Raw genomic sequence first — 20,309 nt, forward strand, 5'->3', positions numbered from 1 at the left:
CTCAGGTCCGGTGCCGGCGGGAACTCCGGCTGTTAGAACATACCACCTATGGAGAAGTCCCAGACTGAGCTGTCCTCGTCATCCCTGGGATCGAGGTTGAAGCCGAGGACGAGGCGCAGCGGGCCCATGGGCGACATCCAGCGCACACCGATGCCGGCGGTTTTTTTGAAATCACTTACGTCCCAGTCCTCCCAGGTGGCGTAAACATTGCCAAAGTCTGTGAACGCTACTCCGCGCAGGCCCGCGTCTGTAAGGAGCGGAAAGATGTACTCGAAGTTGGCATACCACATCTTGTCGCCACCGATACGGTCTCCGGTGGCCGAATCGATGGGGCTGATCTTGCTCGATTTGAAACCGCGGATGGAGTTCATGCCGCCCAGGTAGAAGTGTTCATAGACCGGCAGTTTGTCCTGGTTGCCGGTGAAGATCTGGCCGGCCGCACCCTTGACATGGAAGACCGTGTCCCAGGGCAGGGGGAAGAACCAGGAACTGGCCCCCTGGATCTTGGTAAACTCCGCGTCGCCGCCGAGAAAGACCCCGGCATGCTTGATGCTTATCTCGTTGCGGGACCCCGAGCGTGTATCAAAGGTCATGTCCCTCGTGTCGCGGACAAGGGCCACCTGCACCGAGCTGATATAGTTGATATCCTCGGACAGCAGGATGATCGACGAGGTTGTATCCTGGATGTCGGAGAGCACAATGTGAGAAAAGGAATAACCATACGAGATCCGCCACTTCTTCCACAGTGGATGGCCAAGCCGCAGGCCGAAGCCGGTGGAGTCCTTGGTGTAGTCGTCGTACTCTTTGCTCCAGTTGTAGACATCGATTCCGCCCATGACCTGGGAGTCGAACAGTCTGGGGTTGGTGAAGCTGAGATTGTACCTGGTTGTGGTGCCGCTCAGGTTGGCGGACAGGGCCAGTCGGTTGCCGGTGCCAAACAGGTTGTTCTCGGAGATCTCGCCCATGAGGGTCAGGTATTCCGAAGAGGAGTAGCCGGCACCGATGGAAAACTGGCCTGTGGGTTTCTCCTTGACCGAAACGACCACGTCCATCAGGTTCTCCTGCAGAGTCGGCTGCGGCGTGACCTTGACCTCTTCGAAGAAGCCGAGTCGCTGCAGTTTGCGGGTCGACTCGCGAATGGCCCTGGAGTCGAACACCCCACCTTCCCTGACCTTGAGATCCCGTCGGATGACGTTGTCACGGGTCCGGGTATTCCCCTGGATTTCCACCCGGTTGAAATAGACCAGCGAGCCCTTGTCAACCTGGAACATGATGTTGACCCGTTTACCGGTGGTCGACTTGTTGATCTTGGGTCTGACCTCGGCAAAGGCATAGCCATGTTCCGCGAAAAGGTCGGTCAGTCTCATGGTGTCGTCCCGGAGGACCTGGCGGTTGAGGAACTCTTCCCGGCGTATCTTCAGCATGGAGAGTATTTTGTCCTTGTCTTCCACCAGGTCTCCCTGGATGTCCACCAGCCCCACCCGGTAGCGGGGCCCTTCTTCGATGGGAAAGACAATGGTGAGCGAGCCATCCTTGTCCTCGATCACCGGTTCTCCGACTTTCGCCTCGATGAAACCGTGATTGTGGTAAAATACGGCCAGCCGGGCCGCATCCTGCCGGAGGACATCCATTCGCAACACACCGGTCTCGGTGACCCAGGATGTGAGCCAGCTCCAGGTGCCGGTCTCGATCACGTCCTGGAGATCGTCGTCGTCAAAGCTCTTGTTGCCCTGAAAGACGATCTTGCGGATCTTCATCTTGGTTCCTTCGTCGATGTTGAAGGTGATTTCGACGCTGTCCCTGTCCGGATAGCTCAGGTTGGCCGTGACCCGGGGATTGAAGAAACCCTTGGCCCGGTAGAGACCCTTGATCCGCTTGACGGCCTGGTTGACCCGGCTGGGATTTAAGATGGTACTGGTCTGGATACCTGACGCCTCGCGGATTTCGTCCAGTTCTACCTTGTCGTTACCCTTGAAAGAGATCCTGGTGATGACCGGTTTTTCCTTGACCCGGAAGGTGATGGCCTTGCCATCCGGAGTGTCCTGGGCCTCGATGGTCACATCGTCGAAATAACCCATGGAAAAGACCGCTTTCAGGTCCTGGCGCAGCCGGAGGGGATCGTAGAAATCACCGGGCTTGGTGGAGATCTTGTTGAGGATGGCCCCGGAATCGATGCGGTGGTTGCCGGCCGGGGCAATGGAGGCGACGAGATAGGCGCGGTTGGTATAGCCCAGGACATCGGCTACGGTTTCCTCAAGGACCGTGGTCAGCATGTCCGCAGAAGTCCCCTCCCGGTAGGTGAGATGCGGGTTCTGTGGCGCCAGGGCGTCATAGACCTGCATGTCCACCGAGATCTGATCTCCGATCATGGTCAGGCTGCCGGCTGCCACGTAGTCCAGTCCGGTTTTTTCAGCGACCCTGGTAAGTACCGCCGGCAAAGGGGGCCAGCTGGCCCGGTAGTCGACCAGCTTCTCCGCCTCCTGCCTGGGCATCATGGTCAACCCCTTCTCCCGGAGAATGAAGTCCATGATTTTGTCCACCCTGGGGGCGATGGCCCCGGGATCAGGGGCGTTTATCTTCAGGGGCAGAAAGGTTGTGTTTTGAGCCGCGGAACCGGCCATGGCCGCAGGCATGGCGGACAGCAGGCAGAGTATGAGCGCCAGGGTACTGGCAAACAGACAGGAAATTTTGGTTGTTGACTGCATAAGGCGTCCTGGTCAGTGGGGAACCTGAATTGTTTTTTATCTGAAAGTCTCGTCTCTCCAGGGGGCAACAATATCTTTCATCTTTCGTTGTGCAGGATATGGGAGCCTGCAGGGGGTGTTCGTGTGGTTGCGGTTGCGGGCAACCTGGACCGCATGCAGCCATAAGCCGGGCAGTCCGGGGAAAATTGGCCATCATTATGCCATGTTCCTGGAAATTTGCAAATCAATTACCCGGCCATGGCGACCGGGTGCATCCGTCGTTCAGCCGCGGGGTTGGGGCGGCCGGTGAAGGGTGTCCGGCTGCGGACGGGAGGGCCGGGAGGATCAGTGGCTCCCGGTTTCCTCCACGGGCCGCTGTTCCGGGTCAAGCAGGCTGGCCACCTCGTCGTGGATCCGTTTGGCAAGTATCTGTTTGTCTTTTGGCTTGAAATCAGTGGTTGGGATTGGTTTGCCAATCCTCAGGACCACGTCTCCGGAACGGGCCAGCAACTTGTGCTTGGGCAGAACCCTGTGGGTGCCGTTAAAGCCAATGGGGACCACCGGGACGCCTGACTTGATGGCCAGGAGCACGGCCCCGGTTTTAAACGGCCGCAGGCGGCCGTCCGGGCTGCGGGTCCCTTCGGGAAAGATGATGACCGAGGTGCCGGCGGCGATTTGTTTGGCTGCCTGATTGAGGCTCTTCAACGCTTCCCGTCCGCGGGAGCGATCCATGGCCACAAATCCGGATCGGCGCATGGCCTGGCCGAAAACAGGGATCCTGAACAGCTCCTTTTTGGCGATCCAGCGGAAATCGTGGGGAAAGTAGCCCTGGAAAGCATAGATGTCGGCCTGGGAACAGTGGTTGCCGGCAAAGATATAGGTCTTGTCCGGATCGATATTTTCCAGCCCTTCGATCCGGACCCGGATACCGGCTACCCTGCAGAGAACCCGGCCCCAGAACCGGGGAAAAGCCTGGGCCCTGGTCTCTGATTTGCGGATACAGGTCAGGTCGATCAGGGCCAGGGAGCAGACCGCGAAGGTCAGGGGCGGAATCAGAATAAGGTCTACGAGTGCGCGGATATATTGTACAGTAGACATGGGGGGTGAAGGGTCGGTTAGTTTTTTGGCCGTTTTTCCTGACCAAGAATATCATGGAACGGGGCCGTGGAGTCTTCGTGAATGGAGTTGAGCAGCTCGCGGGGTGAGTAACGGAAATCTTCTTCCAGCTCATTGTCGCCAAAGAACTCTTCGTTGAAGGTGGTGATCAGGTTCAGGTGTCCCCATCGGGTCAGGTAGTAGATCACCAGCCTGGGCAGCGCGGTGTAGATGGTTTCGTCGGGATCAGGATCGACCCAGCTCGAGGCCCGGAGTTTGTCCGTGCACAGGGTCTGGGACTTGTAGAAGTTTTCCAGGAACATCAGCTCCGGCGGCAGGCGGACTATGATTCCGAACCAGTTGAGTATCTTGGCCAGCCGTTCCAGGAAGTACTTGCCGGAACGGATCACCGGGTAGGGAATGTAGATCTCCCGGGGCCGTTTGAGCTCAAGGTAGGAGCGGATGGTGAGGATCAGTTCGGCCAGCTCCACCGGTTCCCGGTCAACGAAATGATAGGTCTCGCCCCGGAATTCGTCCCGGTTGTCCAGCACATGATGGACAAAATAGGGCACTTTGTTGCAGTTGGTATAGGAGTGCTTGATCCCCTTCTTGGTGATCATGAAGGGCATGGCTTCATCGGCGATGGTGAAGAAGAGCCGGTGAAAACCCTGGATCTTGTGGTCATGCTCTCCATAGACAATGGCCAGCCGGATCACCGTGTAGTCAAGTCCCCTGTGCTGGCCCATGAATTTGAGGGTCCGCTCGGACATGAGCTTTGACTTCGCATAGTTGTTCAGGGTCGGCGACAGGGGCAGGTGGTCATCCTCGGTCAGGTTTTCGCCATTGGGCAGGGTGGCGGCCGAACTCATATGGATGTAGGGGATATCAAGGGCCGTACAGGCGCGGGCCAGGTTGACCGTACCGAGGTAGTTGACCTCAAAGGCCAGCTGGGCATCGGAATCCAGGGCGGCGATGGCGGTGTTGATGACAAAATTCGGCTTGACCCGGCGCAGGTAGGTCCTGATGTCCTCGGAGTTCCGGATGGAAAGCTTCTTGGAGCTGGGAGCCCGGATCTCGATTTCATCCGGCGTCTTGGTCTTGAAATAGTGCGCAAGAGTGCCGCCGATCAGGCCGGAGCCGCCGATCAGGACCCCGAGCCGTTTTTCCTGGATCTCGATTACGGGCCGTCTTGGCCCGGTATCTGTTTTTTTTGTCTCTGTTGTCATGGCATACCTGTGAATCTTCAAATATAGCATAATAACAGCGTATTTCCATAGTATTTTAAAATCACCCGTTCTCTCTGTCCCCCGGGCAGTATCTTGACGGAGGGTGACGAATCGAATATATTTTCATTTTTTCGTATTTTTTGAATTTGAGAAGGAACTGGATCAGGATCCCTGGTCCCGGACGTAGTCAAGGAGGATATTATTTTGAGTGGCAAGGCAATTACAGTAAACAAGGATGGATCCCTCAACGTACCCGAAAGCCCGGTTATCCCCTTTATCGAGGGGGATGGCATTGGTCCCGACATTTGGGCCGTGACCCGCAAGGTGATCGATGCGGCGGTGGAAAAATGTTATGGCGGCGAGAGAGAGATCGACTGGCTCGAGGTCTATGCCGGTGAAAAGGCGGTGGAAAAGACCGGCGAGTGGCTGCCCGAGTCCACTCTGGAGGCCATCCGCAAGTACATCGTCGCCATCAAGGGACCGCTGACCACCCCGGTGGGCGAGGGCATGCGTTCGCTCAACGTGACTCTGCGCCAGGTGCTGGATCTCTATGCCTGTGTCCGGCCGGTTCGCTATTTCCAGGGTGTGGTCAGCCCGGTCAAAACCCCGGAAAAGGTCAACATGGTGGTTTTCCGGGAAAATACCGAGGATGTCTATGCCGGTATCGAGTGGCAGTCCGGTTCTCCTGAGGCCGACAAGGTGATCGATTTTCTGCAAAAGGAGATGGGTGCGGATGTGCGCGACGGCTCTGGTATCGGTATCAAGCCGATCTCAGAGTTCGGCACCAAGCGGCTGGTCCGCAAGGCCATCCAGTACGCCATTGATCAGAACCTCAGCTCGGTGACCCTGGTTCACAAGGGCAACATCATGAAGTACACCGAGGGTGCGTTTCGCAACTGGGGCTACGAACTGGCCCGGGACGAATTTGGCGACGTGACCATCTCCGAAGATGAGATGTGGGAAAAGTTCGACGGCAAACAGCCTGAAGGCAGGATCCTGATCAAGGATCGGATCGCAGACGCCATGTTCCAGCAGATTCTGCTGCGGCCCGATGAATACTCGGTCCTGGCCATGCCTAACCTCAACGGCGACTACATGTCCGATGCTCTGGCCGCGCAGGTCGGTGGACTGGGCATGGCGCCGGGAGCGAACATCGGGGATGGCTATGCCCTGTTCGAGGCGACCCATGGCACGGCGCCAAAATACGCCGGCCAGGACAAGGTCAATCCCGGCTCGCTTCTGCTTTCCGGGGTGATGATGTTGGAGTATCTCGGCTGGCAGGAGCCTGTGGACATGATCCAGCGGGCGCTTTCCTCCACTATCTCCAACAAGACCGTGACCTATGATCTGGCCAGGCAGATGGAAGGAGCCACCAGGCTCTCCTGCTCCGCCTTTGGCGATGCTATCATAGGTAATATGTAGGTCTTAGCGCAGGAACGGGGCGTTCAGTTCGATGAGGGGACTTGTAGCCGCGCTGCAGGACCTCCTCTTTCCACCCCGTTGCCTTGGATGCGGGCGGCAGTTGCCTTGTCGGCAGCTGCCGCTTTTTTGTTCTTCCTGCTTTGCCCGCCTTTCGCCGCTTTCCTCTCCCTGCTGCTCCTGTTGCGGCAGACCTTTTGTCTCCGGCCAGGATCATCTCTGCGGCCGCTGTCTTATGGAACCGCCCGGGTTCGACCTGGCCCGGGGGGCGCTCTCCTATCATGATCCCCTGGTCACCCTGATTCATTGTTTCAAGTACGGGGGGGATCTGACCGGGCTTTCCACCATGGCCTGGCTTGCCCGTCAGTCCGCCGGTTTTCGGGAAATCAGCGAACCTGATATTATCATCCCTGTCCCCCTTCATCCGACCCGGCTCCGGGAGCGTGGTTTCAACCAGAGTCTCCTGCTGGCCCGCAGTTTTTTTCCGGGGCACAGGGAACGTATTGAGCCCGGTCTGCTGGTTCGGGCGCGCCCAACCATTCCCCAGTCCACCCTGACCGGATCCGGCCGGCGGAGAAATCTCCAGGGTGCTTTTACGGTAACGGACAGCGACAGCTTGCAGGGACGCCATGTATTGCTTGTTGACGACGTGATGACCACCGGTTCCACCATTGACCAGTGCTCCCGGACTCTGCGCCGGGCAGGTTGCCGCCGGATCGAGGTTTTTGTTCTGGCAGTGGCGGTTTCAGATTGAAATCAGGGACAGGTCGGCTGCAACCGGAATGCGGTTATGGAGATTGAGGTCCGGAATTTTTTTTCGACGCCCGGATGCTGTATCGGTCGCAGTAAAGGGGAATTAAAAAGACCTGATGGTCTGTAACCGTATTTTGTAGCATTAAGGAGTTATCTTGAGAAAAACGCCGTACTGTAGAGTTTAAAATTGTTGATAACTTGTGGATAAATTTTCGGTAACAATCATAACTTATTGATCTTAAATGGTAATCGATGCACGAAAAGAAAAAGTACGATTTTATGGACCTTTGACGGTATGACCCATTGCAAACCCTGATGCATGCTGGAAGAGGTATTTTCCTCTTCATTCTTTGATTTTGAACCGGAAATTCGCTCAAACGGCTTTTGACCTGACCGACCTTTAGAGCTACATCTATGCCCGTCACAGCGACACCCCCTTCTGGGGAGCTGTCTGGGCTGGCATTCAACGTGAAAAACGATTCTTCCTGCTGCTCTCGCAGGATATTTATGTACTGAAAAAGCAATTCCGGGGCCCAGGGCTTCGGGTTGATCCTGAGCGTTCGCCATGACCGGGCATGATTTTGCCTTCTGCTCGGAACATGAATGATTGGTTGATATTTTATTGTATTTACAGAAAAGGAGCGCAAGAGGTTGGTTTCAATGGTGTGGGAAACTGTCAGGGAATCGTTGCAGGATGTACTGCCGGAAAGCGATTTTGGCCTGTGGATCAAGCCACTTTCGTGCAGGCGAGAAGACCAGGAGGTGCTGGAACTGGTTGGACCGGACCGTTTTTTCTGTGCCTGGGTCCAGGAACGCTACCTTGATTTGATTAAAGGCCGTCTGCAGGAGCTTGGCGGCCCTTCCGAGGTCAGACTGACGGTGGACAGCGAGCCCGGAATCCCGACAGATGCAGGTGCTGGAGGTCAGCTCCGCCTGCCCGGGGTCACAGCCCCGGTCAACCGGATCCGGTCTCTGCATCCAGGCTACACCTTCGAGCAGTTCATGGTCGGGGAATCCAATATTCTTGCCCGGTCCGCCTGCCAGGCCCTGGCGGATGGCCAGTCCACCTATGGCCACTGTCTGTTCATCAACTCTTCCACCGGGCTTGGGAAGAGTCACCTGACCCAGGCCGTGGTCCACAAGGTGATGCAGACCGCCCCTTCCACCCGGCTCCATTATCTGACCGCCCAGCAGTTTTCCGCCGAGATGGTCCAGGGTATCCGTAACGGGGCCATGGACAAGTTTTCCCGCAAGTACGTGCAGAACTGCGACATGCTTCTGGTGGAGGACATCCACACCCTGACCGGCAAGAATAAGACCCAGGAAGAGTTGAACACGGTCCTGGACTACCTGATCCGTTCCGGCCGGCGGGTGATTTTGACCTCGGCTGTGGCGCCGCGCAACATTGCCGGGATAGACGAAGATTTTCGTTCGCGGATGACCTCCGGGCTGGTTACTCACATCGAGGAACCGGAATACGAGACCCGCGCCTCCATAATTCGCCACAAGGCGGCTCAGAGCGAGCTGGAGCTCGGCGACGAGGTGGTGGATTTTCTCGCCCGGCATCTGCGGGGTGATATCCGCAGGACCGAGAGCGCTCTGATCGGTATCCGGGCCAAGTCCTGCCTGCTGGGGACTCCGCCGGATCTGGCCCTGGTGAAGGAGGTTGTTGGTGCCATCATCGACCGCCCGGCAGAGCTCTCCGGGGAGACGATCCGTGATTTTGTCGGCTGTGAGTTCAAGGTCTCCATAGAGGATCTGACCTCCCGCTCCCGCAAGCGCTCCATCACTTTTCCCCGCCAGGTGGCCATGTACCTGACCCGCAAGTACACCGGGGAATCGCTGGCCGATATCGGCCAGCTCTACAACCGCGACCACTCAACAGTTCTCCATGCCATAAAGGTGGTGACCAGAGACATGTCCCGCAAAACCTCGGTTCGCCGTCAGGTGGAGATGCTCTGTGAAAAGTTGCAGAAATAGTCTCCCGGCACAGTACCATTTACATGGGTGCAGAATACCTGGTCATGATTACGACAAGGTTACAAAATGATTAATTTCACGCTTGCGTGCCGCGAGCGGCTATTGTTCAAAGTGTGTCTTTTCGTCCTGGTGTTGATCCTTGCCGGCTGCAGCAGGTATCCAATGGGTATGAGCGAGGATGAGTGGGAGAAGTTGTCCCTGGAACAAAAGCTCGAACTGCGGCAACAACAGGCTGAGTTGCGGGAGCGGGAACAAAGGGAGCGCTTGCGCGCCGAAACAGAGCAGGCAAGAATCGCCGCTGAACTGGAGAAAGCCCGTCTGCAGACCTGGCGCGAGCTGGCCTCCAGCATGGGGTACGGTGAATTCATCCGGGTCAACTTTCTTTCCGGAGAAGGGCATTTCCACGGATACAGTCCGATCGTGCCGGACAGTTTCCTTCTGGCGATCGGCGCTCTGGAAAACCTGCGGTTGCGGAACCGCGATGGTGACGAGTTGACGCTATGGGTCTCTTATCAGCCGGGCAAGCTGATCCTGTGCTCCGAAACATTTGCGTCGTACAATGATTATGACCCGCGCCACTGCACCATACTTCTGGATAACTGGTGGGAACAGGGCGAAGAGTACCAGGTCGAGGTGCCGGGGAGGTGGAAGCCGGAGCAGGTTCTGCTGCGCAAGGCCCTGGTGCGGGTCAAGGCGCTCAGGCAAGACAATTGCCGGTGAAGGAGGTTTTCTTTTTTCTCTTTTTTCCTTTCCGGCCCATTGGTTCAGCCACACCGTGAAAAAACAGGTTTTCCTGCCTGATTCTCCCCAAATCATCACTGGGTTCATGTCACCCGGTTGATGTCCTGGGTCAAATACTTCGCTGGTTGGTAAGGCCGGCTGACCTGGTTAGAAATAGATTCCTTTGACCTCTGCACCTTCCTCTTTTTCTCCAGTTCCCGTCAAAACGCCCTTGGCTGCCTTCCAGGCTTCCTTGGCCATGTCGTTGATGCCGATGCCGCCCCAGCCAAAACCGCAGACATGCAGATCCGGCCAGGTCCTGGTAAGCTGGTTGCGCCATTCGAGCAGAGCCGGGTATCCCGCTTCAAGCTGCGGGATAGCAGAACCGGGCCTCAGGACCCGGGTAAAGACCGGGTTAGGCAGGTTGATCAGTTCCTTGAGGTCGGCCAGGGTCTTGTCGATGAGTTCGGAGTCGTCCAGGTCCAGCCGTTCTGGATGGCGGCGGCCGCCGATGATGGTTTCCAGCAGCACGTGGCCGTCCGGGGCCCGGCCGGGGAACATGTTGGAAGAGAACAGGGACCCGAGGGCGAATCTCTTTTCCTGCTCCGGGGCCAGGTAGCCGAATCCGGGCGGGATCTTCGCCTGGTCGGTGAATCCCAGGATGACTGTGGCCACCCGGGCCTGGGGCAGCTCGGCAAGCGGCGGGGCGGTGATATCCGGAATGGTGGCCAGGAGCTGCAGGGCCGGGTTGGCAGGCACGGCCAGGACCAGGTGGCGGCAGGAAAAGGCGTTGTGCCCGGTCTGCACGGTCCATCCTTCTTCAGTGCGCTCAATACTCTGCACGACGGTTCGGTACATGATGTCCCGGTTGACCTTCAGGGGCTGGACCAGGCCCAGGACCAACCGTTCCATGCCCGAAGAGAAGGAGGTCATGGCCGGCAGTCCCTTTTTTCCACCGCCGGAGCCTTTTTTCTTTTTGTCCCAGAGCATTTTGAATACCCCCTTGAGGACCGAGCCATGCTCCTTTTCCAGCTTCCGGACCCCGGGCATGACCCCGTCGATGGCAAGCCGGTTGATATCGCCGGCATAGGTGCCGGTGAAGACGGCGTCGGCAAAAGGAACCAGGGCCCGGCCGAACCGATACTCCACCCAGTCGGCCACCGTGGGTTCGCCTTCCAGTGGTTTTTTCCAGGCATCGGCCAGAACCCGCAGCTTGGCGGCAAGAGGGACCAGGTCGGCGCGGATAATCTTCATCGGCTGCTGGGGAATCATTCGCAGCCGGCCGTCCAGGCAGATGTAGCGGACAAACTTGCCCAGCGGCGCTTTTTCCACCTCGTTTTCGGCCCCGGCCAGGTGAATCAGGACCCGGGACTCCAGGCAGTTGTCGAGAAACCCGTGTGGCCCGTATTCGGCCAGGAATCCTTCCTCGCTCCTGGTCTGCACCGCGCCACCGGGCCGGTCTGATTTTTCCAGGACCAGAAGGGAACATTCCGGCCGTTTGTGTTGCAGAAACCGGGCCACGGCAAGACCGCTGAGCCCTGCTCCTATGATGATGGCGTCATATACCTGTGTGCTCATGTGTAGCTCTTTGTAAATATATTGAATCCCAGGATAGATCGCGGTTTGCTCCCACTCTTGACAGGTCCGTGATCATGCTTACCATGTTGCCCGGAAGAAGAACCTGCATTGGGCACAGTTCCGCTCATGGACCACGAGGTAACAGTCCGCTGAGTGTCAGGTGTTCAATGCAGAGGGAAATATACTCAAAGACAAGCAACAGAACCAGAAAAAAGGGAGCAGGTACGATGACAGATGCCAAAGTCGAAACCAGGCAGTTTGAGGCGGAAACCAGGAAGGTTCTCGATATTGTGATCAATTCGCTCTATACCGAGCGTGATATCTTTGTCAGGGAGCTTGTTTCCAACGCCGCCGATGCCCTGGAAAAATACCGGCACATCAGCCTGACGGAAAAGCCGGAATTTGACAGGGATGTACCCCTGGAGATCAACATAGACTGTGATGCCAAGCGCCACCGGCTCACCATCACCGATACCGGCATAGGAATGACCAGGGAGGAACTGGAGACCAACCTGGGGACCATCGCCCATTCCGGTTCCGGCAAGTTCCTCGAAGAACTGGCCGAGGCGGCCAAGAAGGATGTCAACCTGATCGGCCAGTTCGGGGTCGGGTTTTATTCGGTGTTCATGGCCGCAAAGCGGGTCCGGGTTCAAACCCGCCCCTGGGACGGCAGCGAGGGGCACGAGTGGGAGTCGGACGGAGCCGGCACGTACACCATTCGCGAGTGTCCGGGGCTGCATCGGGGAACCAAGATCATCATCGAGCTCAAGGATGATGCAGAGGATTATGCCAACAAGTTCACCATTGAGAGGATCATCAAGCAGTATTCCAATTTTGTGCCCTTTCCCATCAAGGTGGATGGCAAGACCGTTAATACGGTGCAGGCGATCTGGACCCGTTCCAGGTCCGAGATCACCGAAGAAGAGTACACTGAGTTCTACAAGTTTATCGCCAACGCGGTGGACGAGCCCATCTACCGGCTCCATTTTTCCACCGATGCGCCGCTGGCCATCAATGCCCTTCTTTACGTGCCAAAGGAAAACTACGAGCTCATGGGCATGGGCCGGATGCAGCCGGGGGTCAACCTGTATTGCCAGAAGGTTCTCATCGATCAGCATTCCGAACATATCCTTCCCGAGTGGCTGCGTTTTTTGAAGGGTGTGGTTGATTCTGAAGATCTGCCGCTTAATATCTCGCGTCAGGCCCTTCAGGACAATGCCCTGGTCCATCGGCTCCGCAAGGTGCTGACCAGGCGGTTCCTCAAGTTCCTAGCCGACGAGGCCAAAAACAATCCGGAGAAATATGCCGAGTTCTGGAAGACCTTCGGCATATTTCTCAAAGAGGGAGCCACCTCTGACTTCGAGTACCGCGACGAGATCGGCAAGCTGCTGCGTTTCGAGTCCTCGGCCACCGAGCCGGGTGAGCTGACCTCGCTGGACGATTACATCGACCGGATGAAGGAAGGTCAGGATGCCATCTATTACATTAACGGTCCCAGCCGAAGCGCGGTGGAGCACGGGCCGTACGTAGAGATGTTCAGAAAGCGTGAGATCGAGATTATCTACACCCTGGAGCCCATTGATGATTTTGTCCTGAGTCACATGGCTACCTATCGGGACAAGAAACTCGTCTCCGCCGACCGGGCCGATCTTCGTCTGCCCGAGACGTCCGACACGGAGGACAAGGGCGAGACCACGGCTTCATCCCTGTCCGAGGAGCAGATCAAAGATATTTGTTCTTTTATCAAAGAAGTGCTGGGAGACAAGGTCCAGGATGTCAAGCCCTCCACCCGTTTGGTGGACAGTCCGGCCATGATCGTCAATGTGGACGGTCATATGACCTCGTCCATGGAACGGGTTTTGCGGGCCACAGCCCGGGAAGATTCGCTGTTACCCATTGGTGGCAGGAAGGATATGGAGATCAACCCGTCCAGCCCGCTGATCAACAAGCTTGACGCTCTGCGGACCAGCGATCAGGACTTTGCCCGCGACGTGGTCTGGCAGATTTATGACAATGCCATGATCCAGGCCGGTCTGCTGGTGGACAGCCAGGAGATGGTCAGCCGCAACTATCGTATCCTTGAACGGGTGGCGGAAAATGTTGTTACCGATGAACCCGCCAAGGAATGAGACTCCAGGCTGTCAGATCGGTAAATCTTGAAAAAAGGTTGTGTTCACGATATAGGAACACAACCTTTTTTTGATGGCGTCGCAAAAGTCCGACCTGATCCGGACGGGTGCCGCCGATACCGGAGCGGTGCCAGCCGGATGAACTGTACTGAGGAGGAAAACCAATGCGTCGCATACTTGTTTTCTGTTGTCTTTTGCTGCTGTTGAGCGGCTGTTATGGTAAACCGGTGCGCCACCTGGCCTCGGACGCCAGTCTGATCAAGCCGGGAGTCTCGACCAGAAGCGACGTCCTCCTTTATCTTGGAGAGCCGGACGGTCACCGGGTTGTGGCACAGGGAGTGGAGGAATATGTCTATTATGAAGACCGCAGGGACGGGGTGCTTGGCCGTGCACCGGTGATCGGTTCATATATGGATCCAGACGGTTACGAGATGCTGGTCGTCACCTTGAAGGGGGACGAGGTCACCGGCTGTGAATTTCGTGAATTCGACAAAAAAGATACTGCTTGGAAGGGTGATTTTACCTGGGACGAGATCAAGTGAATCACTCAAAATCATATGATATAAAAAGAGAGCGGATGGTCGAGGAGCAGCTGGTTCCCCGCGGCATCAGCGACCCTCTGGTTCTTGAAGCCATGCGTACGGTGCCTCGGCATCTCTTTGTCGAAGACGCCATGGCGTCCAGGGCCTATGACGATCATCCCCTGCCCATCGGGGCAGGACAGACAATCTCCCAGCCCTACATCGTTGCGCTCATGACCCAGGCCCTGGGGCTCAAGGGCGGGGAGCGTGTACTGGAGATCGGCACCGGTTCCGGCTACCAGGCAGCAGTGCTGTCGCGAATCTGCGACCGGGTTTACACCATCGAGCGGATCGATTCTCTCCTGGGCCGGGCCCGGCGGGTCTTTGACAAGCTCCATTACCATAACATCGTTTCCAGGATCGACGACGGAACCATCGGCTGGCCGGACGAGGCACCTTTTGATGGTATTCTCGTGACTGCCGGCGGCCCGAAGATCCCTGATCCTCTCCTTGCGCAGCTGGCCGATCCGGGTCGGCTTGTCATCCCGGTGGGCGACCAGGACGTTCAGGAATTGCAACTGGTCGAAAAAAAGAACGGGCAGGTTTCGATCCAGCCTCTGGAGTATGTACGTTTCGTCAACCTGATCGGAACCCACGGCTGGGATGGCTGAAATGAAAGGGGGACAGGAAGGGAGAAAGATTTCCCTGATGGAGCGGGTTTATGACCGGTGCATGGAATGGATCCAGACCCCTGCCGGCCTCTGGGTTCTGTTTCTCATCGCAGTGGCCGAATCTTCTTTTTTCCCTATTCCGCCGGACGTTTTTCTGATAGCGCTCTGTATCGCGGCCCCGACAAAGTCCTTTCGCTATGCCGCCATCTGCGCCATTGGCTCGGTGGTGGGCGGGGTGATCGGCTATGGGCTGGGGCTTGGGTTCATGGATACCCTGGGGATGCGTATTCTCGACTGGTACGGGCTCCAGGAAAAGTATGATGTGGTTCAGGATCTCTACCGGCGCTACGATGCCTGGGCCGTCGGAGCAGCCGGTTTCACCCCGTTGCCGTATAAGCTCTTCACCATCACCGCCGGGGCCTTTAAGATCGATTTCGTTACTTTCTTCCTGGTCTCCCTGGTGGCCCGGTCAGCTCGTTTTTTCCTGGTCGCGGGACTGATTTACCGGTTCGGAGCCCCGGTTCAGCACTTTATCAGGCGGTATTTCAATATCCTTTCCATTCTTTTTCTGGTTCTGCTGATCGGAGGATTTGTGCTGGTCAAGATGCTTCTTTGAGATCAGCGGACTTTTCTGTCTGTTCTCCTGCAAGGGGAATGGCTCATCTTCGCTCGTTACGTTTTTCAACAGCCTGGTAATGCATAAGATTTCCGGGATCAATGAGATGAAATCAACTTCCTGCCACCGTGCCGGCCGTTTTTCCGGTTCTTTCCTGACCGGACTTGGAAGCGGGACCTGCCTTCTTTTCAAGGCCCTGCCTGCTTTTGCTCTCCAGACCCATGCCGCACCCGAGGGGCTCTACGCCCATCAGATAGGGCATGTACTCTACTTTCTTGCCATGGCCGGCCTGGTCTACAAGATACGAAATTCGCAGCTGTGGGGAAATGCAGCCTGGCGCAGGATCGCCCTTGGTGGCTTTTTGCTTGGCCTGTGGAACACCTGGGCTTTTGTCGGCCACGTGGTGGAGGCTCTGCTGCCCCGGAACCATTTTATCGGTAGTGTGGAGCATGGCCACACGGCGATCAGGATGGTGTCGAGCCTGGATTATCTTTACTGGATTTTGCGTATGGATCACCTGATCTGCGTGCCGGCCCTGGTCTGTATCTACCTTGGCTTGCGTCGGATGCGGCGGGAGCGGACCGTCAATCTGATGATTTCCGGAGAGCGGAGATCCTGATGATCTGGTCGCTGTCTCCGCTCAAGCTGGTGGATGTTGTCGGCTGCCTTGTTATGCTGGTGATGGCCGGCTTATGTCTGCGCCTTGCCCTGCAGATTTACGACCGGGAGCCGGAAAATGCCCTGACTACCTACCTGAAGTGGCTCATCGCAGCCCTGTTCGCCTTTTGTGTTTCCCGCTCCCTTGGTCATCTGGTCCGGCACCTGCTCTACCTGGCGGGGCACGGCCGGCTCTGGCAACAGCTTTCCCCCCTGAGCGGATCCATCAACACCATCAGTTTCATCGTTATCTTTGCCGTGACGCTGTTTTTCCGGGATACGATGAAGATTATGGGCCGAATGCTCAGGGATCGGGAAAACCTGGAGAAGACCAGTCGCCAGGTCCTGCAGCTCAATCGGGATATCGAGGTTATCGTCGCTGACCGGACCCGGGCCGAGCTGGCCCTGCATGTGGCCCATGAAATACGGAACCCGGTCATGGTGATCGGCGGCCTGATTCGGCGCCTGCTGGGCCGTGGCAACCGGCAGGACACCAGGGGGGACGACGAGCGGCTGGGGGTGGTTCTGGAGCAGACCGAAAAGCTCGAATCGCTGATCAATCGTTTCGAGGAGCTCCAGTCCGGGATCAGGGAGCATTTCGGCGAGGTCGATCTCAACGACCTGATGCGTCAGGTCCTTGACGTGGTGAAAGAAGAGGCGGCAGCGGCCGGCATCCGACTGGAAAGCCGTCTTGCACCGGGCTCCCTGGTTTTCCAGGGCGACAGTCAGCTTGTCCGGGTGGCCATTCTGCATCTTGTCCGCAACGCCATCGAGGTCTGCGGGCAGGGCAATATCATCACCCTTGCCACGGGCCGGGATCAGCGGGGTGTTCTGCTGACCATCAGCGATGACGGCCCCGGGATCCCGGAGCAGGTCCTGGAGCATATTTTCGAAGCCTTCCATGAGACCGATGCCGGTCCCACCGGTCTGGGTCTGCCCTGGGTCAGACAGATCATCGACGAACACCGGGGCACCATTGACCTCGCCAGCACACCGGGCCGGGGAACCACTGTGACTATCACACTGCCGACCCATCTTGGGGAATTCCAGCACCGTCCCAGTGCCTGAATCTGTGACGGCCTTGAGCTGTTTTTTTTTGCAAAACAAGCCTGCTGGAAATTCACTTCGCTGCCTGCGGGCCGTTCTCGAACGCTCACGGATTAAGGTTGCAGGAAAATCCGTCTTTCAGGCTATCATTGTTTTTTTTCATCAGTTTTGCCACCTGGCGAAAGACCTCCTCCAGGTCCATTGTCAGCAGTTTCCTGTTGCTCACCACCAGTTGTCCGTTCACGATCACGTCCCGGACCGCATTCCCCCTTGCCGCGTATACCAGGGTGTCAGGACCGTAGAACGGGCGCAGAGAAGGCCTGTCCAGGTCCACCAGGATAAGGTCGGCCGCCCGGCCCGGCTCGATCCGTCCACCGGGACCGGATCGGCCCGGCAGCAGGGGGGTGGTTGCCAGCTTGAGGATCCTGGCGGCCGGAATTGCCACCGGGTCGTGGCAACGGATTTTCTGGATCTTGGCCAGGCAGTCCATTTCTGCAAACAGGTCAAGGACATTGTTGCTGGCCGCGGAGTCAGTTCCCAGGCTCACCGCGATATTCCTGGCCAGCATGTCGGAGACCGGTGCCAGGCCCGAGCTCAGTTTCAGGTTGCTCCGCGGACAGGTGACCACCCGGGCTCCGGTGCGGGCGAGGATGTCCATATCCTTCCTGTCTATGCTGACGCAGTGAATGCAGACGGTCATGGCATCGAGAAGGCCCAGGGCCTCCAGGTGACGTACCGGCGAGCTGCCGCGGGGGTCTATGATCCTCTTATGTTCGTCTGCGGTTTCGGCCAGGTGGATGAAAAAGGGTGCTTTTCGTTGCCGGGCCAGTTCCCCGGCCCGGATCAGGGTGGCTGGTGAACAGGTGTAGGGCGAGTGGGCGAAGATGGCCGGGGTGATCAGGGGGTGGTTGTGCCACTTGTCGAGAAACCGGGCCGCGGCCGGGATGTTGTCGGCCGGGTCCAAAACTCCGGGGGCGGGAAAATCGATCACCCCCTGGGCGGCCACTGCCCGGATTCCGCATCCGGCAAAGGCCCTGGCGGCCTCGTGTTCGTGGAAATAACCGTCGGCCACGAAGGTGATGCCGGAAAGAAGCATCTCGGCCGCGGCGAGAGTCGTGCACCAGAAGACCATCTCCGGGGTGACGGCCCGGGCTTCGGCCGGGAAAATGTGCTCTGTCAGCCAGGTGGTCAGGTCCAGGTCATCGGCCAGGCCCCTGAAAAGGGTCATGGCTCCATGGCAATGGCCGTTGATAAGGCCGGGCATTGCCAGGCAGCCACTGCCGTCGATAATGGTGCAGGACTCCTGGTCGGTCAGGGCTGCCATGGGGCCGGTTTCCACTATGAGGCTGTCCCTGATCCGGATAAAGCTTTCCGGAAGGAGCGTATCCTCTCCCGGAGCGGGCAGCAGCAGGGTGTCGGTGATCAGAATGTCGGTTTGCATAACCTTGGGTATTGCTGTATGGTGGCGGTGCAGGGCAAGGGCCTTGGCCCGGCGGCGGGATCCTTCCGTCGCCCTGCACGGTACGGAATGAACCGATGAAGAGACAACAGCAGGAATATACCCCATATGCCGGACGGGGCAAGACCCATGAGGGACCGGACCACAGCGCACCATACCCGGTGAGCCGGCTGGCACCGGCCATTTCCCTGGTCGATATCGCCTCGGAGATCGAGCGGGCCGATAAACTGCTCGCCAGCCACGCCGAAGGGCGGCTTGAGGTGATTGCCCGCCAGATCCGGGTCCTGCAGGACGAGGCCCGGGCCATCCTGGAAAAGGCCCGGCGCGACCAGGAGTTGCACAGGGCGGAAAAATCTTTCCAGGTCCGCATTGGCCATGTCTATCATCTCTATCGCCGCAGTGACGAAACCCTGGTCTGGTCTCTGCTCTCACCGGCGGACTGGAGGGGCAGGCCGCCACATGTCTATGTCGGCAGCTACCGGCTGGATGCAGACATGGGCTGGACCGAGCTGGAGACAGGTTCCTGACAGCAGGCGGAGTCCGGCATACTGTTTGAGGTTTGCCATTGGACGCGGTTGCCGGCAGGGCATGTTGTTGCGAGGGTGGCCTGGTTGACCAAGATGACAAAATTTTACGCATAAAGAAAATACATTATGGGATTTCGTTGTGGAATCGTGGGGTTGCCAAACGTGGGCAAGTCCACCATATTTAACGCCCTCACCGCGGCGGGCATAGACGCGGAAAACTATCCCTTCTGCACCATTGAACCCAACGTGGGAGTGGTGCCGGTGCCGGACCCCCGGCTGGACCGGCTGGCCGAGTTGGTCAAGACCAGAAACAAAGTGGCCACCCAGATGGAGTTTGTCGATATCGCCGGCCTGGTCAAGGGTGCCAGCCAGGGCGAAGGGCTGGGCAACCAGTTTCTTGGCCACATCCGTCAGGTGGACGCCATTGTCCATGTGATCCGCTGTTTCAGGGATGATAACGTGGTTCATGTGGAAGGCTCCATCGATCCGCTGCGCGACCGCGACGTCATCACCATGGAGTTGGTCCTGGCCGACCTGGAGTCGGTGGAGAAACGGCTGAAAAAGGCCCGTAACCAGGCCAAGTCCGGAGACAAGAGATGCAAGGCCGAGGTGGTTTTCCTGGAAAGACTTCAGGAAGTGCTTGACCGGGGCGAACCGGCCAGGGTTTTGGAGCCGGAAACAGACCTCGAGCGCGATCTTGTGCGCGATCTCTGTCTGCTGACCGCCAAGCCGGTCCTCTACGTGGCCAATGTCGGCGAGGACGACGCGGCTTCGGGTAACAGTTTTGTCCGGGAGCTTGAAAAGGCTGCGGCCGGGGAAGGGGCCTCCGTGGTCACCATCGCCGGCGGCATCGAACAGGAGCTCAGCCAGCTGGAAGCCGACGAACAGCAGGAGTTCCTGGCTGATCTCGGCATGGAGGAGCCAGGGTTGCATCGGCTGATCCGGGCCGGTTATGAACTTCTTGGCCTGATAACCTTTTTTACGGTCGGCGAAAAGGAAACGAAGGCCTGGACCATCACCAGGGGCACTACCGCCCCGGGTGCTGCGGGCAAGATCCACACTGATTTTGAACGCGGTTTCATCCGGGCAGAGGTGATCGCCTATGAGGACTATATCCGTTGCGGTTCCGAATCCGCGGCCCGGGACAAGGGCCTCATGCGCTCTGAAGGTAAGGAATATGTGGTCCAGGATGGCGACTGTATCCTGTTCCGTTTCAATGTTTAGGTC

17 protein-coding genes are annotated in these 20,309 nt (G+C 57.7%); 12 read left to right on the top strand and 5 right to left on the bottom strand.

The window, feature by feature from the left end; all coding sequences use genetic code 11:
* Positions 1-32 precede the first annotated feature (32 nt).
* The 3 genes from bamA to ACXJJY_RS08035 form a co-directional block, all read right to left on the bottom strand.
* The gene (gene bamA, locus ACXJJY_RS08025; RefSeq protein WP_456386812.1) at positions 33-2,705 is read right to left on the bottom strand and encodes an outer membrane protein assembly factor BamA; all 2,673 of its coding nucleotides are present in this window, start codon (positions 2,703-2,705) and stop codon (positions 33-35) included.
* Between the two features lie 324 nt (positions 2,706-3,029).
* Positions 3,030-3,782, bottom strand: coding sequence for a lysophospholipid acyltransferase family protein (locus ACXJJY_RS08030; protein WP_456386814.1), 753 nt, complete (start codon positions 3,780-3,782; stop codon positions 3,030-3,032).
* Positions 3,783-3,799: 17 nt separating this feature from the next.
* The gene (locus tag ACXJJY_RS08035) at positions 3,800-5,005 is read right to left on the bottom strand and encodes an NAD-dependent epimerase/dehydratase family protein (protein WP_456386816.1); all 1,206 of its coding nucleotides are present in this window, start codon (positions 5,003-5,005) and stop codon (positions 3,800-3,802) included.
* Between the two features lie 201 nt (positions 5,006-5,206).
* Between ACXJJY_RS08035 and icd the strand changes: the two genes are divergently transcribed.
* From icd to ACXJJY_RS08055, 4 genes are all read left to right on the top strand, one after another.
* Positions 5,207-6,427 carry an isocitrate dehydrogenase (NADP(+)) gene (gene icd, locus ACXJJY_RS08040; protein WP_456386874.1) on the top strand — a complete coding sequence of 407 codons (1,221 nt, stop codon included), beginning with the start codon at positions 5,207-5,209 and terminating at the stop codon, positions 6,425-6,427.
* A gap of 31 nt (positions 6,428-6,458) precedes the next feature.
* The gene (locus ACXJJY_RS08045) at positions 6,459-7,178 is read left to right on the top strand and encodes a ComF family protein (RefSeq protein ID WP_456386818.1); all 720 of its coding nucleotides are present in this window, start codon (positions 6,459-6,461) and stop codon (positions 7,176-7,178) included.
* 659 nt (positions 7,179-7,837) lie between these two features.
* Positions 7,838-9,157, top strand: coding sequence for a chromosomal replication initiator protein DnaA (dnaA, locus tag ACXJJY_RS08050; RefSeq protein WP_456386820.1), 1,320 nt, complete (start codon positions 7,838-7,840; stop codon positions 9,155-9,157).
* Between the two features lie 66 nt (positions 9,158-9,223).
* Positions 9,224-9,877 carry a hypothetical protein gene (locus ACXJJY_RS08055; RefSeq protein WP_456386822.1) on the top strand — a complete coding sequence of 218 codons (654 nt, stop codon included), beginning with the start codon at positions 9,224-9,226 and terminating at the stop codon, positions 9,875-9,877.
* Between the two features lie 168 nt (positions 9,878-10,045).
* On the opposite strand, the gene hemG is transcribed toward ACXJJY_RS08055, so the two are convergent.
* The gene (hemG, locus tag ACXJJY_RS08060; RefSeq protein WP_456386824.1) at positions 10,046-11,455 is read right to left on the bottom strand and encodes a protoporphyrinogen oxidase; all 1,410 of its coding nucleotides are present in this window, start codon (positions 11,453-11,455) and stop codon (positions 10,046-10,048) included.
* A gap of 227 nt (positions 11,456-11,682) precedes the next feature.
* On the opposite strand from hemG, the gene htpG reads away from it, so the two are divergent.
* The 6 genes from htpG (at position 11,683) to ACXJJY_RS08090 (ending at position 17,117) form a co-directional block, all read left to right on the top strand.
* Positions 11,683-13,584 (top strand): molecular chaperone HtpG, encoded by a 1,902-nt coding sequence (gene htpG / locus ACXJJY_RS08065; RefSeq protein WP_456386826.1) that lies wholly within the window; start codon positions 11,683-11,685, stop codon positions 13,582-13,584.
* Positions 13,585-13,748: 164 nt separating this feature from the next.
* Entirely contained in the window at positions 13,749-14,126 is a 378-nt protein-coding gene (locus ACXJJY_RS08070) for a hypothetical protein (protein WP_456386828.1), read from the top strand.
* Positions 14,123-14,776: a protein-L-isoaspartate(D-aspartate) O-methyltransferase gene (locus ACXJJY_RS08075; protein WP_456386830.1), complete on the top strand. Its 654-nt coding sequence runs from the start codon at positions 14,123-14,125 to the stop codon at positions 14,774-14,776. Before ACXJJY_RS08070 ends, ACXJJY_RS08075 begins: the two co-directional genes overlap by 4 nt.
* Positions 14,769-15,392, top strand: coding sequence for a YqaA family protein (locus ACXJJY_RS08080; RefSeq protein ID WP_456386832.1), 624 nt, complete (start codon positions 14,769-14,771; stop codon positions 15,390-15,392). The genes ACXJJY_RS08075 and ACXJJY_RS08080 overlap by 8 nt, the downstream gene beginning before the upstream one ends.
* A gap of 106 nt (positions 15,393-15,498) precedes the next feature.
* A complete protein-coding gene (locus ACXJJY_RS08085) occupies positions 15,499-16,011 on the top strand; it encodes a hypothetical protein (RefSeq protein WP_456386834.1) in 513 nt (170 codons plus the stop codon).
* Entirely contained in the window at positions 16,011-17,117 is a 1,107-nt protein-coding gene (locus ACXJJY_RS08090) for a sensor histidine kinase (protein WP_456386836.1), read from the top strand. The genes ACXJJY_RS08085 and ACXJJY_RS08090 overlap by 1 nt, the downstream gene beginning before the upstream one ends.
* 85 nt (positions 17,118-17,202) lie before the next feature.
* On the opposite strand, the gene ACXJJY_RS08095 is transcribed toward ACXJJY_RS08090, so the two are convergent.
* Positions 17,203-18,537, bottom strand: coding sequence for an amidohydrolase family protein (locus ACXJJY_RS08095; protein ID WP_456386838.1), 1,335 nt, complete (start codon positions 18,535-18,537; stop codon positions 17,203-17,205).
* Between the two features lie 95 nt (positions 18,538-18,632).
* Between ACXJJY_RS08095 and ACXJJY_RS08100 the strand changes: the two genes are divergently transcribed.
* The gene (locus ACXJJY_RS08100) at positions 18,633-19,082 is read left to right on the top strand and encodes a DUF2452 domain-containing protein (protein ID WP_456386840.1); all 450 of its coding nucleotides are present in this window, start codon (positions 18,633-18,635) and stop codon (positions 19,080-19,082) included.
* Positions 19,083-19,208: 126 nt separating this feature from the next.
* Positions 19,209-20,306: a redox-regulated ATPase YchF gene (gene ychF, locus ACXJJY_RS08105; RefSeq protein ID WP_456386842.1), complete on the top strand. Its 1,098-nt coding sequence runs from the start codon at positions 19,209-19,211 to the stop codon at positions 20,304-20,306.
* The last annotated feature ends 3 nt before the right edge of the window (positions 20,307-20,309 follow it).

The sequence above is a fragment of the Desulfolithobacter sp. genome (assembly GCF_054025815.1).